The organism is Candidatus Nanopelagicales bacterium, assembly GCA_030700225.1.
Classification (GTDB): Bacteria; Actinomycetota; Actinomycetes; order S36-B12.
Genome location: JAUYJT010000070.1, coordinates 37,278 through 53,858, shown reverse-complemented (window position 1 = coordinate 53,858; position 16,581 = coordinate 37,278). Strand labels below are relative to the sequence as shown.

General features: G+C 65.1%; 17 protein-coding genes. 7 read left to right on the top strand and 10 right to left on the bottom strand.

Going from position 1 to position 16,581, the window contains the following annotated elements; all coding sequences use genetic code 11:
- Window positions 1-34 precede the first annotated feature (34 nt).
- From Q8P38_11565 to pyrE, 4 genes are all read right to left on the bottom strand, one after another.
- Entirely contained in the window at window positions 35-1,321 is a 1,287-nt protein-coding gene (locus tag Q8P38_11565; protein ID MDP4015240.1) for an adenylosuccinate synthase, read from the bottom strand.
- Window positions 1,322-1,383: 62 nt separating this feature from the next.
- Window positions 1,384-2,406 carry a class II fructose-bisphosphate aldolase gene (gene fbaA / locus Q8P38_11560; GenBank protein ID MDP4015239.1) on the bottom strand — a complete coding sequence of 341 codons (1,023 nt, stop codon included), beginning with the start codon at window positions 2,404-2,406 and terminating at the stop codon, window positions 1,384-1,386.
- 84 nt (window positions 2,407-2,490) lie between these two features.
- Entirely contained in the window at window positions 2,491-3,120 is a 630-nt protein-coding gene (locus Q8P38_11555) for an RNA methyltransferase (GenBank protein ID MDP4015238.1), read from the bottom strand.
- Between the two features lie 13 nt (window positions 3,121-3,133).
- A complete protein-coding gene (pyrE, locus tag Q8P38_11550) occupies window positions 3,134-3,709 on the bottom strand; it encodes an orotate phosphoribosyltransferase (protein ID MDP4015237.1) in 576 nt (191 codons plus the stop codon).
- Window positions 3,710-3,864: 155 nt separating this feature from the next.
- On the opposite strand from pyrE, the gene Q8P38_11545 reads away from it, so the two are divergent.
- Entirely contained in the window at window positions 3,865-5,037 is a 1,173-nt protein-coding gene (locus Q8P38_11545; GenBank protein ID MDP4015236.1) for an aminotransferase class I/II-fold pyridoxal phosphate-dependent enzyme, read from the top strand.
- 48 nt (window positions 5,038-5,085) lie between these two features.
- Here Q8P38_11545 and Q8P38_11540 read toward each other — a convergent pair whose 3' ends face one another.
- Window positions 5,086-6,054: a hydrogen peroxide-inducible genes activator gene (locus tag Q8P38_11540; protein ID MDP4015235.1), complete on the bottom strand. Its 969-nt coding sequence runs from the start codon at window positions 6,052-6,054 to the stop codon at window positions 5,086-5,088.
- A gap of 96 nt (window positions 6,055-6,150) precedes the next feature.
- Between Q8P38_11540 and Q8P38_11535 the strand changes: the two genes are divergently transcribed.
- Window positions 6,151-6,732 carry a peroxiredoxin gene (locus Q8P38_11535; protein MDP4015234.1) on the top strand — a complete coding sequence of 194 codons (582 nt, stop codon included), beginning with the start codon at window positions 6,151-6,153 and terminating at the stop codon, window positions 6,730-6,732.
- Window positions 6,733-7,111: 379 nt separating this feature from the next.
- A complete protein-coding gene (locus Q8P38_11530) occupies window positions 7,112-7,762 on the top strand; it encodes a VTT domain-containing protein (protein MDP4015233.1) in 651 nt (216 codons plus the stop codon).
- A gap of 162 nt (window positions 7,763-7,924) precedes the next feature.
- Here Q8P38_11530 and Q8P38_11525 read toward each other — a convergent pair whose 3' ends face one another.
- Complete coding sequence (locus Q8P38_11525; GenBank protein ID MDP4015232.1) at window positions 7,925-8,248, bottom strand: hypothetical protein; 324 nt, start codon at window positions 8,246-8,248, stop codon at window positions 7,925-7,927.
- Between the two features lie 203 nt (window positions 8,249-8,451).
- Here Q8P38_11525 and Q8P38_11520 point away from each other — a divergent pair, with 203 nt between their 5' ends.
- A complete protein-coding gene (locus Q8P38_11520; GenBank protein MDP4015231.1) occupies window positions 8,452-8,607 on the top strand; it encodes a hypothetical protein in 156 nt (51 codons plus the stop codon).
- A gap of 276 nt (window positions 8,608-8,883) precedes the next feature.
- Window positions 8,884-9,591 (top strand): hypothetical protein, encoded by a 708-nt coding sequence (locus tag Q8P38_11515; GenBank protein MDP4015230.1) that lies wholly within the window; start codon window positions 8,884-8,886, stop codon window positions 9,589-9,591.
- A 787-nt stretch (window positions 9,592-10,378) separates the two neighbouring features.
- Here the strand turns inward: Q8P38_11515 and Q8P38_11510 are convergent.
- Window positions 10,379-10,816, bottom strand: coding sequence for a twin-arginine translocase TatA/TatE family subunit (locus Q8P38_11510; GenBank protein MDP4015229.1), 438 nt, complete (start codon window positions 10,814-10,816; stop codon window positions 10,379-10,381).
- 105 nt (window positions 10,817-10,921) lie between these two features.
- Here Q8P38_11510 and tatA point away from each other — a divergent pair, with 105 nt between their 5' ends.
- Both tatA and tatC read left to right on the top strand, forming a co-directional pair.
- Window positions 10,922-11,176, top strand: a complete 255-nt coding sequence (tatA, locus tag Q8P38_11505) for a Sec-independent protein translocase subunit TatA (GenBank protein ID MDP4015228.1) — start codon at window positions 10,922-10,924, stop codon at window positions 11,174-11,176.
- A 22-nt stretch (window positions 11,177-11,198) separates the two neighbouring features.
- A complete protein-coding gene (gene tatC, locus Q8P38_11500) occupies window positions 11,199-12,125 on the top strand; it encodes a twin-arginine translocase subunit TatC (protein MDP4015227.1) in 927 nt (308 codons plus the stop codon).
- 212 nt (window positions 12,126-12,337) lie between these two features.
- Here the strand turns inward: tatC and clpB are convergent, their stop codons facing one another.
- From clpB to dnaJ, 3 genes are all read right to left on the bottom strand, one after another.
- On the bottom strand, window positions 12,338-14,920 hold the full coding sequence (gene clpB / locus Q8P38_11495) for an ATP-dependent chaperone ClpB (protein MDP4015226.1): 2,583 nt from the start codon (window positions 14,918-14,920) through the stop codon (window positions 12,338-12,340).
- A gap of 67 nt (window positions 14,921-14,987) precedes the next feature.
- Complete coding sequence (locus tag Q8P38_11490) at window positions 14,988-15,371, bottom strand: MerR family transcriptional regulator (protein ID MDP4015225.1); 384 nt, start codon at window positions 15,369-15,371, stop codon at window positions 14,988-14,990.
- Complete coding sequence (dnaJ, locus tag Q8P38_11485; protein ID MDP4015224.1) at window positions 15,371-16,528, bottom strand: molecular chaperone DnaJ; 1,158 nt, start codon at window positions 16,526-16,528, stop codon at window positions 15,371-15,373. Before dnaJ ends, Q8P38_11490 begins: the two co-directional genes overlap by 1 nt.
- Between the last annotated feature and the right edge of the window lie 53 nt (window positions 16,529-16,581).

The window sequence follows — 16,581 nt, the reverse complement described above, 5'->3', positions numbered from 1 at the left end:
CGGGGAGGCGGGGCGTGGGACCGGGCGCCAGCAGTCAGCTAATCAAGTCCCTGACGAGGATCGTGGCATCCCGGTCCTGGCCGACGCCTATGGCGCTGATCGGGGTGCCCGAGGCTTCCTCGAGGAACTCCACGTAGGAGCGAGCATTCGCTGGCAACTCAGCCACAGACCGGGCGGCGGTGATGTCCTCGGTCCAACCTGGCAGATACTCGTACACGGGCACCGCGTGGTGGAACTGCGTCTGCGTCACCGGCAGCTCCTCAAACCGCTCGCCGTCGATGTCATACGCCACGCACACCGGGATCTTCTCCCAGCCGGTCAGCACATCCAGCTTCGTCAAGAAGATGTCCGTGAGCCCGTTGACGCGAGTCGCGAACGAGGCGATTGGCGCGTCGAACCAGCCGCACCTGCGATCCCTTCCGGTCGTCGTGCCGCGTTCCCCGCCAACCTCACGCAGCCGGGCGCCAGCGGCGTCGAGCAGCTCGGTCGGGAAGGGCCCAGAGCCGACTCGCGTTGTGTATGCCTTGAGGATCCCGATCACCCGGCTGATCCGCGTCGGACCGATCCCGGAACCGACGCATGCGCCGCCAGCCGTCGGATTCGATGAGGTGACGAACGGGTAGGTGCCGTGATCCACGTCGAGCAACGTCCCCTGCCCGCCCTCCAGGAGTACGACGGAGTCGCGGTCAAGTGCGTCGTTCAACACCCGCGACGTGTCCGCGATCATCGGCTTCAGCCGATCCACGTAACCAAGCAGCGACTCGGTCACCTCGTCCACGTCTACCGGACGCCGGTTATAGATCTTGACGAGGATCTGATTCTTCAGCGCCAGCGACGCCTCAACCTTCTGGTGAAGGATGTGAGGGTCGAGCAAGTCTTGGACGCGGATGCCGTATCGAGCGACCTTGTCGGCGTATGCCGGCCCAATCCCACGTCCTGTGGTACCGATCTTCGCCTTGCCCAGGAAGCGCTCAGCCACCTTGTCCAGGGTCACGTGGTAGGGCGTGATCAAGTTGGCATCGGCACTGATTAGCAGGCGCGAGACGTCGACGCCCCGGCGTTGGAGTGCATCAAGTTCCGCGATGAGTACGCCGGGGTCGATCACGACGCCGTTGCCGATGACGGGCGTGACGCTGGGGGTCAGTATCCCGCTGGGCAGCAGGTGCAGGGCGAAGCGTTGGTCGCCTATGACAACGGTGTGCCCGGCATTGTTACCGCCCTGGTAACGAACGACATAGTCGACGCGGCTACCGAGAAGATCAGTGGCTTTGCCCTTGCCCTCGTCGCCCCATTGGGCGCCGACCAGCACGATCGCGGGCATGGTCCCTCCTCAAGCCCCCGCGAGATCAGCGGGAGCGACCAGCACGCGATGATACCGCGAGGTCAGCCCATCTGCGTGCCGACGGAGCGCAGGTCCTCACAAGCACGCAGGACGCGGGCCGACATTCCCTCTTCACCCGCTGCGCCCCAAACCCGGGGGTCGTACTTCTTCTTGTTGCCGACGTCTCCGTCCACCTTCAGGACTCCGTCGTAGTTGGTCATCATGTGGCCCGCGACCGGACGAGTGAACGCGTACTGCGTGTCGGTGTCGACGTTCATCTTCACAACGCCGTAGTCGAGCGCCTCGCGAATCTCCTCCAGCAAAGATCCAGAACCGCCGTGGAAAACAAGGTCGAACGGCTTGTCGACGCCGTACTTCTCACCGACCGCGTCCTGGATTTCCTTGAGCTTGCTCGGCTGCAGGACCACGTTGCCGGGCTTGTAGACACCGTGCACGTTGCCGAATGTCGCCGCGACCAGGTAGCGGCCGCGCTCTCCCAGGCCCAGCTTGGCGGCGGTGGCCAGGCCATCGTCCGGAGTCGAGTACAGCTTGGCTTCGCGGCTGGCCTCGACGCCGTCCTCTTCGCCTCCGACGACGCCGATCTCGATCTCAAGGATGATGTTGGCACGGTTGCACTTGTCGAGCATCTCTTCGGCGATGTCCAGGTTCTGGCCCAGCGGGATGGCCGACCCGTCCCACATGTGTGACTGGAACAAGGGCTCCAGCCCCCTGGCGACCCGGTCCAAAGAGATGTCGACCAGCGGCCGGATGTAGGTGTCAAGGTGCTGCATCGGGCAGTGGTCCGTGTGCAGAGCGATGTTGATCGGGTAGTGCTTGGCGATCGAATGCGCGAAGGCCGCGAGCGCTTCGGCCCCGTGGACCATGTGCTTGTTGAGCTGGCCCGACGCGTAGGCCGCACCACCCCACGAGAACTGGATAATGCCGTCGCTCTCGGCGTCGGCGAAGCCCTTCAGAGCCGCGTTGATCGTCTGGGAAGACGTGACGTTGATGGCGGGATACGCGAACTGACCTTCCTTGGCCCGGTCCAACATCTCCGCGTAAACCTCTGGTGTCGCGATAGGCATGTGTGCATCTCCTCGGTCACTCGACGGTCTTGGCCCGCACTCGGCCGACTTTCATCCTGGCAGACCAAACGGGAGGTTTGCCCGCTACGGGCCGAAAACATGTTGGCGGACCCATGAATGCATGACTATCGCCGCAGCCGCCCCCACATTGATCGACCGGGTCGAACCGAATGACGTGATGTGGAGGATCTGCGAGCACACCACGCGCGCTTCCGGGGACAGGCCCGGACCCTCTTGGCCGAAGACCAACACGCAGCGCTCCGGAAGCTCCGCGCGTTCCAGAGGCTGCGAGCCTGGAACGTTGTCCACGCCGATCAGCGTTAGATCCGATTCCCGCGCCCAGTCGGCGAGCTCCGCCGCGGACTCGTGATGGCGAACGTGCTGATAGCGATCGGTGACCATGGCTCCGCGGCGGTTCCATCGGCGGCGGCCCACGATGTGGATCTGATTGGCCAGGAACGCGTTGGCTGTTCTGACGATCGAGCCAATGTTCAGGTCATGCGTGAGGTTCTCGATAGCGACATGGAATGGGTGACGCTTTGTGTCGAGGTCGGCGACGATGGCATCGAGACGCCAGTACCGGTAGTCGTCGATGACGTTCCTGGTGTCGCCGCTGGCCAGCAGCTCTGGGTCCAGACGCTCGTCCTGCGGCCAGGGCTGCGGATGCGGCCCGACGCCTCCCCGCGCAGATTCGCTGTGGTCGTCGTAAGGCATCGCCGCAGTGCGCCTACGCCAATCCGAGGTCGGCCAGGGAGAAGGCGGCCCGGTACTCCAGTCCAGCGTCGGCGATCGCGCCTGCCGCTCCGCGCTCCACGAGAACCGCGACGGCGACGACGTCGGCGCCCGCCGCACGCAAGGCCTCGACGGCCAACAACACAGAACCGCCAGTAGTGGAGGTGTCCTCTACCGCCAAGACCCGGCGACCGGCGACGTCCGGGCCTTCGATCTGCCGCTGCAGCCCGTGCGTCTTGCCCTCCTTCCGAACCACGAAGGCATCGAGCTGGCGTCCCTGGGAGGCGGCGGCGTGGAGCATCGCGAGTGCGACGGGATCGGCGCCCAGCGTCAGGCCGCCAACGCAGTCGAAGTCCAGGTCAGACGTCAGATCAAGCATCACCTGACCCGCCAGCGGCGCGGCGTCGGCTGCCAGCGTCACCTTCCGCAGATCGACGTAGTACTCGGCCTCGATGCCGCTTGACAGGGTCACGTGACCGTGGATCACTGCCTTCGACACGATCTCGTCGCGCAGCTTCCTCCAGACGCCAGACGACTTGGCTTGGCCGGGCGAATCGGTTACCGATGCCACCGTGGCTCCCCTCCCTGTGATGGCCGCGCCAGATGGCTAGCGGCGGCGACCCCTGGGGCTTGAGGCTACCGGCTGCGGCCGCACGGCCGGGGCACCGACTCCGCGGGCTGGCCGACCGGCCGGACAGCACGTCAACCGTGCGGCAGGATGGTCGCGTGGCCCGTCAATCCCCGCCGCTGGTCCATCGGATGCGCGGTCAAGCCTTCACGATCTTCGGGGAGATGTCAGCGCTGGCTACGCGGCTCGGCGCCGTCAACCTCGGGCAGGGCTTCCCGGACGAAGACGGGCCCGTCCAGATCCGTGAGGCGGCGGTTTCGGCCATCAGGGAAGGCCGGGGCAACCAGTACCCGCCAGCGCACGGGGTTCCAGAGCTTCGCCAGGCCATCGCCGAGCACCAGCACCGCTTCTACGGGCTGGATGTGGACTGGCGCACAGACGTCGTGGTCGCGACCGGAGCATCCGAGGCGATCGCCGCGACTGTTCTGGCGCTTGTAGAGCCAGGCGACGAAGTCCTGATGCTGGATCCCTACTTCGACCTGTATGCGGCCGTCACGGCCCTCGCCGGAGCGACCAGAGTGACCGTGCCCCTGTCCGGGCCGCAGATGCGCCCGGACATCGGCGGGCTTGAGGCAGCGATCACGCCCAAGACCCGGCTACTCCTGCTCAACTCCCCGCACAATCCGACAGGCATCGTGCTCACGGTCGGCGAACTGGCCAAGATCGCCGAACTCGCGGTCCGGCACGACCTGATCGTGCTGGCTGATGAAGCGTACGAACACCTGTGGTTCGATCCGCATCCGCATATTCCGATCGCGACCTTGCCTGGGATGTGGGAACGCACGGTCACCGTGGGATCTGGCGGCAAGTCGTTCTCGTTGACCGGGTGGAAGGTCGGCTGGGCCACCGGGCCGGAGGATCTGATCGCGGCAGTCCGAGTTGTGCGGCAGCACCTGTCATACACGTCCGGCGGACCGTTTCAGTGGGCGATGGCCGAGGCTCTAGCCCTGCCCGACTCCTACTTCGACGGCTTCCGAGCGGGTCTGGCCGCCCAGCGGGACTTCCTGGGAGCTGGGCTGACCGACCTGGGGTTCGGTGTCATCGAGCCCGCCGGGACGTACTTCACGATCACCGACGTGCGGCCCCTCAGATTCGCCGACGGCGACGAGTTCTGCCGCTGGGCGCCACAGGCCGCGGGTGTCGTCGCGATTCCGCTGTCAGCGCTGAGCGACCACGCCGAGCAGTCAGGGCCGTATGTGCGCTGGGCGTTCTGCAAACGGCACGAGCTCCTCGACGAAGCCCTGCGAAGGCTCCGGGCTGCGCTGGCTTGACGCGTCGGCCGGGATCCAGCGCAGCGGACGGGGATCAGAGTCCGCGCTCTACCCGCCCGGGGGATCGGAGACGGGAACCGCCGCCAGTCGGGCTCTGGTGCACGCCCGGCGCAGGATCTCGGCCACGTCCTCAAACTCCTCGCGTCGCCGATCGGAGTCCCGGAACACCAGGCCCATCGTCCTGCCTGGTGCGGGGGCCCGGAACCGAGCGGTAGCTACGCGGGCCCGCCGGGTCTCAACGGCGACCGCCGTGGCCGGAAGCAAGGAAGCGCCATAGCCAGCCGCGACAAGCTCGACCACGGTCGTTAGCGACGACGTGCGGGCACTCTCCACGATCGGGGATCCCGATCCCGCCTCGCGGCACAGCTCCAGCGCCTGGTCCCGAAGGCAATGTCCCTCATCGAGCAGCAGAAGGGGCCTGTCAGCCAGATCGGCGACCTCAAGAGAGTCAGACCCCGCCGCGGGATCCCCCATCGGCGCCACCAGGACGAAGTCCTCATGGAAGACCCGGATGCTCGACAGGCCTCGCTCCTTGACTGGCAGTGCCAGCAGAGCCATGTCCAAGTCCGCAGCGAGCACGCTCGGGATCAGCCGTCCGGTCTGATCCTCGCGCACCGTCAACGCCAGATCGGGGGCCTCGCGGCTGAACGCTTTCAGGAAGGCCGGCAGAACGTAGGGCGCCGACGTGGGGATCAGTCCAAGCCCCATCGCTCCACCTAGCCACTCATGCTCCGGGGCCATCGCTGTCACGACAGCCCCAACCGCCTTCACCGCAGCGTCGGCGTAGGGGACGAGCCGGTGTCCGGCCGCCGTGACCAGTACCCCCCGCGTACTCCTCTCGACCAGCTGAACTCCCAGCCGAGTCTCCAGGGCGGACAGGTGATGCGACAAAGTCGGCTGCGAAACTCCGGCCCGAGCCGCCGCCCGGCCGAAGTGTCCCTCCGCAACGATCGCGAGGAACGCCCGCAGTTGGGCCACCGACGGCGGTGACGTCGCTCCGATACCCCGATCACTCATAGCCGTACTCTATCGCCTGTCGCCCTGGATTCGTGTTGCGCTATCACGGCAGCCGTGACACCCTGGAGTCGATCCAGCTGAACATGGAGGGGACAAATGCTGACCATCTCAGACCGCTTCCCGGACTACTCACTGACCGCGCTGATCCCTGGGGATCTCAGTCAGGTCCAGGTCCGCGAACCAGACGACTACTTCATGACCGTCACGTCCGACACGCATCCAGGGAAGTGGCGAGTCGTGTTCTTCTGGCCGAAGGACTTCACCTTCGTATGCCCTACGGAGATCGCCGAGTTCGGGCGAATGAACAGCGAGTTCGAAGACAGGAACGCCGTGGTTCTGGGCGCCAGCGTCGACAACGAATACGTCCACTTCGCCTGGCGCACGAATCACCCGAGTCTGCGAGACCTGCCGTTCCCGATGCTGGCTGACATCAAGCGTGAACTGACATCAGCCTGCGGTGTTCTCAACAGCGACGGTGTCGCCGACAGGGCGACGTTCATCGTGGATCCCGAAGGCACGGTCCAGTTCGTCATGGTCACCGCAGGAGATGTCGGCAGGAACGTGGATGAAGTGATCCGGGTCCTCGACGCACTGCAGACCGGCGAACTGTGCCCGTGCGACTGGCACCCCGGCACCGAGACGCTCCGTGCCGCTGAGCTCATGGAGGCAGGCGTATGACGACTGCCTCCGCCCTAGGTCCGCGACGCCTGCCCCCATCGCTCCGGCCATGCAAGTGATGCAGATTCGCTACTGATCAAGAAGCTTCGCGATCACCCAGGCAGGGAAGATCGAGAAAGAGCTTGATCAGTAGAGGATCTGCACCACCGGAACCTTCGCAGCCAGGCCACTGCCCCGGCCCTAGGTCGGACCCGTCCCCCACTTCGCTGGGGGTCCCCCCACGAAGTGGGGGAGGGGACCCCCAGGCTTCAAGCCTCACGCCGTCGGGTCCGACGTAGGGCGAGGGCAGTCGCACTCACGCCGCACTCAACCGGCGACACAGTCGAGTCTTGCGCGGTCAACTGAGCCGACAGAACACCCGGGGCAATAGGCTCCCGTAGTGAGCACGCTCGCCCTGATGCCGGACTGGCTGAGCCCCGAGCAGCTACTGCAGTCGCTCGGTCCGTGGGCGTTCTGGACGGTCGTCGCGATTATCTTCGCCGAGTGCGGGTTGCTGATCGGATTCTTCCTCCCAGGGGACTCGCTCTTGTTCATCACGGGGCTGTTCATTGCGTCCGACATCATCACGCTGAACATCTGGCTGGCGGTGGCGATTCTCATGATCGCCGCCGTCTCGGGCAACCTTGTCGGCTACGCGGTCGGCGCGGTGGTCGGCCCGCGTCTGTTCGACCGCCCCGACTCGAGGTTCTTCCGGCGTGAGTACGTGCTCAAGACCCACGCGTTCTTCGAGAAATACGGCTCGAGAGCGATCGTGCTAGCCCGCTTCGTACCGATCGTGCGCACCTTCATCACGGCGATCGCCGGCATCGCGACGATGGGGTTCCGCAAGTTCGCGACCTTCAGCGCAGTCGGAGGAGTGCTGTGGGCTGCAGGAGTGACACTCGCCGGCTACTACTTGGGCAACATCCCCTTTGTCGCGAACAACATCGAGCTGATCTTGGTCGCGGTTGTGCTCATCTCGGTGATTCCGATTGTTGTTGAGTACATCCGGCATAGGCGTGAAAGCGCCACACTCCCCGACGAAGGCTGAGCGGGCTGTGTCAAGGGTTTCGGACATGTTCTCAGGTTGTTGATCTTGGTCAGGCAGCGTCAGCAACGGTGAACCGGGCACGCTTGCGGGTGGGGAATCCCAGAGGGAATCGCACTACTGAGGCGAAGTGCCTCACGCATGGTGAGCGCGTGGGGGCTTGCGTCACTTCGCCTTGGCCAATCGGTTGATTGACGGTTGTAATGCTTCCAGATCGATGTGGCGGGCGGCGGCGAGGGCCTCGGTCTTGGCCTTGGCGCAGTCGAGCAGTCGCATCTGGATAGCGTTGATCTGCCGGGTCAGGTCGGCCGGGTTGATGCCCTCGATCCGGGTGGCCACGGCCGCGAGTTGCTGCTCGTCCAGCACGCCCGATGCCCGCAGGCGCTGCCACGGTGTGGCCGGGGTGTCGTAGATGCGCTTCCTGCGACCGTCGGTGGTGGTGGCGTAGCCGACGGCCTTCTTCGTCGGGGTGAAGAAGTTCAGCCGCACCTCAAGGGGAGCCGGGAGCATCGAACGCCTTCCTGACCAACCTCGTCAACGGTGGCACCGGCGGACAATGCCTCTCTAGTGGCTGGTGCTGGCCCGCTGGGTGGTCAGCCTTGATATGGGCATGGCTGCCCGTGATCCCAGCTCTCGACCCCATACACATGCCCGACTGGACGGCCATAGTCGGGCCAGCTGGGGAGCCATGCGTGAGCAGCACGTCTGGTTTCTGGGTCGCGCCGCCCTCCGGGAAGATGACCAACACCCTGGTGAACACCGGGGTCCTTCCCGGGCGGAACTACACGTACGACAACGACCAGATGGTCTCCGCAGTCCAGGATGCCGTACCCAACCCTCTGAACTGACGGGGCCATGTCGGTGCTCTTCAAGAGGCAGGATGACGTGAAGGAGAAGGCGAGCAACCGTCGGAATGTCCCGTGTCAATCCCCCGAAGCGTGTAGATGGGTACGTCATGCTGAGAGGGACCCGTCTACGCGCTCTCCCAGGGGATTACCACAGTGACCGGTGACACACCGTGAGTTCTTGACTGCTTCCTCGTTACTCAGGAAGACTTGCCCTAGGCCGAAGTTCAGGCCTCGAATAGCGCTGGGCTTCGGCCTAGAGAGCAAAGGAGATCAATCATGAGCACTCGCCTAGGAGCGTTGAACACTCGCTTGAGAACGCTGGGGGTGGTACTCGCCGTCATCGGTCTGGGCTTCCTGGTAGGTGGCGGCGTCGCCTTCGCCAAGGTCCAGGGCGGCTCCGGCTCCCTGCAGGCGTTCAGCGAGAAGGAGAACGTTGTCCTGACCTACAATGCGGACGGCCAGTTGGTCGACCGTGGCAAGACCGAGGGCGCCGAGGCGATCATGAAGGTACTCGCCGAGGACTGGAAATACCCGGTCGTTCAGTCCGACCTCGACCCCAACGACCCCCTGGTGAACACCGCCACTGAGTACATGTACCAGATGGCGACCATCGCCTACCACGTCCTCAATGGCACGCAGACGGTCGTGCTGGAGGAGCCGGTCGAGTACAAGGGCGAGACCTTCAAGCCTGGGACGTATGAGTTCGACGTCGACGGTCGCTACTGGACCGACTTCGACCGGGAGCACCCGATCGAGGGACCCGCTCGGGAGATGGCGTGGAGCGCAACCGCGCATGCCCTGATCGCCGAGCTCGGTGTGGGTTCGGTCAGCGCCTCCGTACTGCAGTTGGGCCTGGCGCTCGCTGGCTTGTTGGCCGGGATCGGCGTGACGCTGTTGCTGGCCGGAGGTGGAATCCTTTGGGTCAGCTATGGGCGGGTCGAGACGGGTTCTGGCCTCGCGGGAGCGGGCGTCGGCGCCGAGTGAAACGGGCCAACGCCTGACGGGCGCCGCCCCCGACCACAGAATGGGGCCCGTTCGACACCACCGAGGCCGGGATGTATGGGAACTCCAACCGGAGGGCCTCCACTCGGTGCCTGATTGGAAACGCCCCCCCGTCTTGACGGGGGGGCGTTTCCGGTAACTGATCGCCTACGGTGGAACTCGGGCTCCGCGTCGCCAGGCACCCGGTACCCTCCGGGCTCGGTGTGGGATCCGGCTGACATCGCGGTGACGCCGAGCAGCATCCCCAGCCCGAGTCGTCGCATGCCTGCCGTGGCCCCTCGGTCCAATGCGGCAGGACGTCATCTGTTGTGTCGCTGCGTGCCCCCCAGGTGCAGGCGGGCGTAGCTGCCGCGATCGTAGGTCTCCTGTCAGACGACGAGCCCGTCACATCCGGCCCATACGAGTCGGTGGCGGTGTCGCCGTGGGCCGCGTTTCCGGGTTGCGGTCGCGGTTCGGCGATCTGGCGCGGTTCCGGCTGGTTTTGAGCCGGTAGCTGTTCGCGCCAGTGCTGATTATGGTCGCGTTGAAGGTCAGCCGCCCGATCGCACACGCTGCTGGCGAGATCGGGGGCGGGGAGCAGCTGCTAGGCCGGTGGGTGGCGGTGAAGCGGGCTGCGATGGATGACCCGCCGTCGGCGTTGGACATCGACGAGCGGGCCGAGCTGGAGCGGCTGCGCCGCTCTCCTCCAAGAGCCAGGGCTACCGTCAATGGGCTCGAGGCTGGCCATCGCCTTCACGTCGACGATCGTCGCGTTGGACTCCAGATCGAGCTAGCTGGCGTCGGTCGCAGAAGACTCGGGAGCGACCTCGGCCGGTGCATCCTTCTTGGTCGGCGAGGCGCTCGGCCCGAGATACGACGGCGACTGGGTCGTTGGTTTGAGCACGACCGGTTCGGAGCCGCTCGCCGGTTCGGAGCCGTTCGGACTCGAAGTCGGCTCGGCCAACGCGGAGGTGATGATTCGTTTGGGGTGCAGATCGGTCAGGCCGGTGAGATCCCTCTTGATGTCCGCCAAGCCGCCGAGCTCCTTCTTGATGTCGCGCAGGTCCACGCCGCCGACAGCGAGATCCTGCTGCACACCCTGAGCGACAGTCCGGAGCTTGCGCACGTAGCGCCCCGCCTCGGCCGCAGCCTTTGGCAACTTGTCCGGCCCAAAGATCAGCAGCGCGAAGACGCCCAGAATGAGAAGCTCGCCCCACCCAACGTCCATCACCGGGCCATTGTCCCCCCCAGGTCGGCTTTCCGCCAACCAGGTGTGGCTTACCCCGCATTGCCGCCGGGTCTCAGCGGTCGAAAGCAGGCGTACGCTGTGTTCATGGCTAATGTCAGAGGATGGCAACTGATCATCATTGTCCTGCTAGCTCTCTTGCTTTTCGGGGGCTACAAGAAGCTGCCGGACGCGGCGAGAGGGCTTGGCAGGTCCTTGCGGATCTTCAAGGCCGAGACGAAGGGGCTAGTCGAGGATGAGCCCGAACAGGCGGTCGCCGGATCAACGGAACCTGCCGCTGTAACTGAGACCGAAGAGCCCGCGAAGGCTGCATCTGCCCCCAAGCTCGAGGTAGACGGCTAGCTTCGATCAGTGCGGTGTCAAGATGACGACGGACCAGACTGAGGATGCGACCCGGGTGCTTGACGAGTCGGCGTCTGAGGCTCCCAGTGGAATGTCCATCACAGATCATCTGCGCGAACTACGCAGCCGAGTCGTCAAGAGCGCTCTAGCGGTTTTAGTCGGCACGGTCGTCGGATGGATCTTCTATGACCAGATCTTCGCCATTCTCCGCGCACCGATCGACTCGGTCATAGCTTCAGCCCAGAGCGCGGACAAGGACGTCAAGCTCGTCGTCACTGGGGTCACACAAGCCTTCACCCTGCAGCTCCAAGTTTCGGCAGTCGCCGGCGTCATCCTGGCCTCTCCTGTGTGGATCTACCAGATGTGGCGTTTCATCACGCCGGGTCTGCGCAAGCGCGAGAAGCTGTGGACTTTCGCGTTCGTCGGCGCGGCCGTGCCCTTGTTCCTGACGGGTGTGTTCCTGTCCTACTGGGTCCTGCCCAAGGCGTTGGATCTACTGCTCGGATTCACGCCGAGCGGGGTGGCCAACTACATGCCGATCGACACCTACTTGTCTTTCTTCACGCGGATGGTCGTCATCTTCGGTGTCGGCTTCCTGACGCCGTTGATACTCGTGGCGCTGAACATCGTCGGCGTCCTGACCGGCAAGCGGCTGGCGTCATGGTGGCGCTTCATCATCTTCGCGGTCTTCGTGTTCGCGGCCGTCGCGACTCCTACCGGAGACCCCATCACGCTGCTCGAACTCGCTCTGCCGATTCTGCTTCTGGTCGGACTCGCGCTCGGCTTCTGCTTCCTGAACGACAAGCGCCGCGCCCGTCGCCGAGCCGAGCCTGAGTACTCGGACTGGGCCGACGACGAGACTTCACCGCTGGGGGTCTCCCAGCCTGGCGGGGGAGAGGTCTCCTCCACCCAGTCTGGCGCCGGAGACGACCAGCCAACGCCGCTGTAGGAGGTGCCCCCTCTCCACCCCCGGGGTTAGCGGCCGTTCCTGACAAACGCGACCGTTACGCAAGGAAACTACCGTTGCAACGGGCGCGTCTGTACCCAAACATTCGCGTTTGTCGGGAACGGCCGCTAACTCGGCGGGAGGCAGAGCCCCGGGGCCCCGCGACCCGCGACCCACGACCCGGGGCCGGCGACCGGGCAGGCTAGACATTCAGGCTAGACCCGGGAAACCGACAGCGCGTCCATGTCTTCGGCGGAGACGTCCACTACAACGGTGTCACCGTCACGGATCTCGCCGGACAAGATCCCCCTAGCGAGAGAGTCACCGACGGCCGATTGAACTAGCCGCCGCAGCGGCCTGGCTCCGTACGCCGGGTCAAACCCCTTCAGCGCCAACCAGTCCTTCGCCGCCTGGGTCACGTCCAGGACGAGGCGCCGATCAGCGAGCCGCCGTGCCAGCAGATCCAGCTGAAGGTCAACGATCCGGGTAAGCTCCGCGGTCCCAAGCGGCTGGAACATCACGGCCTCATCGAGGCGATTCAAGAACTCCGGCTTCAGAGTCGACCGCACAGTGTCCATCACTAGCTCACGGCGTCGGCTGAACGGGACGTTCTGCTCCACCAGGTACTGCGAGCCCATATTCGATGTCAGGACAAGGATCGCGTTGCGGAAGTCCACCGTCCGACCCTGCCCGTCAGTTAGGCGCCCGTCGTCCAGAACCTGCAGCAAGATATCGAACACTTCGGGATGGGCCTTCTCGACCTCGTCGAGCAAGACCACCGCGTAGGGGCGGCGGCGAATGGCCTCAGTCAGCTGTCCGCCTTCCTCGTACCCGATGTAGCCAGGAGGTGCGCCGACTAACCGGGCGACCGAGTGCTTCTCGCCGTATTCGCTCATGTCAATCCGAGTGATAGCGCGTTCATCGTCGAACAGGAACTCGGCCAAGGCCTTGGCCAACTCCGTCTTGCCTACGCCGGTGGGCCCAAGGAACAAGAACGAACCTGTCGGCCGGTTCGGGTCGGCGATTCCGGCACGGGCGCGGCGCACGGCGTCTGAGACGGCGCGCACCGCCTCAGGCTGGCCGACCACGCGCTTGGCCAGCTCCTCCTCCATCCTCAGCAGCTTCTGGGTGTCGCCCTCCAGCAGTCGGCCCGCTGGGATCCCCGTCCATGCCGCGACAACTCCGGCGACGTCATTGGCCGTCACCTCCTCGGCCACCATGGCAGCCTCGCGCTCATTCGTCGCGGCGACAGCCTCTTCCAGATTGCGCTCCAGCGCGGGAATCTCCGCGTACAGGATCCGCGAAGCCTGCTCGAAATCACCTTCACGAGTGGCCCTCTCAGCGATGCTGCGCAGCTCATCGATCCGTATCTTCAGCTCGCCGATCAAGTCCAGTCCAGACTTCTCCTGCTCCCACCGGACCTTCAGTCCGTCGAGCTTCTCCTCCCTGTCGGCCAGGTCAGTCCGGAGCTTTGTCAGCCGCTCAACGCTGGCTTCGTCTGTCTCCTTGCTCAGCGCTAGTTCCTCCATGTGAAGCCGGTCGACAGCCCGTTGGAGTTCGTCGATCTCGACCGGTGAGGAATCGATCTCCATCCGCAGCCGGGACGCCGCCTCGTCCACCAAGTCAATCGCCTTGTCGGGCAAGAACCTGCCGGTGATGTAGCGGTCGGACATGGTCGCGGCTGCCACGAGCGCTTGGTCGGCGATCGCTACCTTGTGGTGCGCCTCGTACTTCTCCCTTATGCCGCGCAGAATCCCGATCGTGTCCTCGACGCTGGGTTCGCTGACCATCACCTGCTGGAACCGGCGTTCCAGTGCGGGGTCCTTCTCGATGCGCTCGCGGTACTCATCAAGCGTCGTCGCACCCACCATCCGCAACTCGCCGCGAGCGAGCATGGGCTTGAGCATGTTGCCAGCGTCCATCGCGGATTCGCCACTCGCGCCAGCCCCGACGACCGTGTGAAGTTCGTCGATGAACGTGATCACCTGGCCTTCGGAATCCTTGATCTCACGCAGGACAGCCTTCAGGCGCTCCTCGAATTCGCCGCGGTACTTGGCTCCCGCGACCATCGCCGCCAAGTCCAGGGCAACGATCCGTTTGCCACGCAAAGAATCGGGGATGTCGCCCGCGACAATGCGCTGCGCCAACCCTTCAACCACAGCCGTCTTGCCCACGCCAGGTTCGCCTATCAGCACTGGGTTGTTCTTCGTTCGCCGCGAGAGGACCTGGATGATCCGACGGATCTCAGCATCCCGGCCGATCACGGGATCGATCTTCCCTTCACGAGCCAGAGCCGTCAGATCCTGTCCATACTTCTCCAAAGACTGAAACGTGCCCTCTGGGTCTGGTGTCGTGACCCGCGCGTCCCCCCGCAAGCTGGACAAAGCATCGATCAGCCTGGCCTGGGTCGCGCCACTTCCGGACAGCAGATCGCCGGTTGGGGGCACGTCCGCCAGAGCCACGAGCATGTGCTCGGTGGAGATGTACTCGTCACCGCGCTCGCCGGCCAGGGACTGTGCCTGCTTGAGCACGCCGTAAAGGGCGTTGCTGAATTGGGGCTGTGCGACGGTGGCCCCGGTACTGCTAGGCAGAGATTCCAAGATCCGAACTGTCGCGGCGGCAAGTTCCCCCTGGTCAATGTCGAGCGACTGCAGCAGCGCGCACGCGATTCCGTCGTGCTGGTCGAGCAGAGCCTTCAGCAGATGCGTCGGTTCAACGTGGGCGTTTCCCGCTGCGGCGGCTCCCGCGACCGCCGCGCTGATCGCCTCCTGGCTCTTGGTCGTGAGGTTCAGGTCCATCGGTCGACTCCTTTTCTCGGCGGCTGGGCAAGCCCACCCCCCGGACAAACATGTCGTCGGATTCCGGTCATGCCCGGCGCCTCCGGTCAGGACTCCAAACAACCAGCGCTCGCGAGCGCTCGCGGCCCACAACGTCCTCCAGCCGCTCGCGAAGCGAATCGATCTCGGCTTCCAGGTCCAAGATTCGCAGGATGCCCGCGAGGTTCACACCCTCATCACTTAGTCTTTGGATCTGCTGCAAGCGCAAGATGTCGCGCATGGAGTAAAGCCGGTTGCGCCCCCCGCTGCGAGCGGGCGTGACCAGCCCGAGCCGGTCGTATTGGCGAAGGGTCTGGGGGTGCAGGCCCGCCAACGTAGCTGCCACTGACATCACATAGACGGGGTCATCGAGCCCTGGCTGGCGAGCCTGAACGCGGCCGGAGAAAACGTCAGCCCTGATGCGTGCCGCCATCACAACCCCCCTGATCCCGCGCGAGGGCCCGAGTCACGGATCAACGCTAGCCGCGGATCTGACTGCGCACTCGCCTGTTCGTAGGCTCGCAGCGCCTCTGCGGCCTCCTTGTCCAGCTTCTCGGGCACGACGATGTCCACTGTCGCGAGCAAGTCCCCCGGAGTGCCATCGCGGCGCCGCGCACCCTTGCCTCGCACACGAAATGTCCGTCTGTTACCGGTGCCAGGCGGAATCTTGACCGTCACCGCCCTACCGCCGGGGATCGGGACAGGTACCTGTGCGCCGAGGGCCGCTTCCGGGAAGGTCACCGGAACAGTGACGGTGATGTTGTCGCCGCTGCGGCTAAAGACCGGGTGAGGTGCCACGTGGACCACGACGTAGAGGTCGCCGGCCGGGCCACCAGCCTCCCCCGGAGTTCCCTTGCCCGCGAGCCTGATCCGCTGACCGTCACGTACGCCCGCCGGGATCCGTGTCTGCACCGTGCGCGTGCTCATGGCTCGGCCCGACCCGTGACAAGCGGTGCAGGGATCGTCCACCACGAGGCCCCGGCCACGGCACTGCTGGCACGGCTCGGTAAACGCGAACCCGCCTGCGTTCCTGGACGTGTGGCCGCTCCCCTGGCAGGAAGGGCAAACGCGCGGCACAGTGCCGGTCTTGGCGCCCGTACCGTGGCACACCGAGCAAGCGCCTTCGCCCGTGAGGCGCAACGGCACCGTCACACCGTCAAGCGCGTCGTTGAACGACAGAGTCACTTCGGTCTCTACGTCGGCGCCTCGGCGTTCGCGCCTGGCCCCCGACCCCCGCCCGCCGCGATTGAAGATCCCGCCGAACAGGTCGCTTATGTTGCCACCCGCTCCGCCGAAAATGTCCGAGAAACCGGCTCCACCCGGCTGGCCGCCACCCGGGAACCGGGCACCGCCGCCGTACATGGCACGCGCTTCGTCGTACTCCTTGCGCTTCGCCGCGTCTCCAACTATTGAGTTGGCTTCGGATACAGCCTTGAACCGCTCCTCAGCCCTCTTGTCGTCCGGGTTCGTGTCTGGGTGAAGATCACGCGCGAGCTTCCGGTAGGCCTTCTTGATGTCGGCGGCGGAGGCGTCTTTGGACACGCCTAGGACCTTGTAGTAGTCCTTGCTGACCCAGTCCTGCGCACCCATGTCACCTCCTCACACTCGCGCGGCGGTTGGGGGACCTCTCCCCCCAGCGCCCA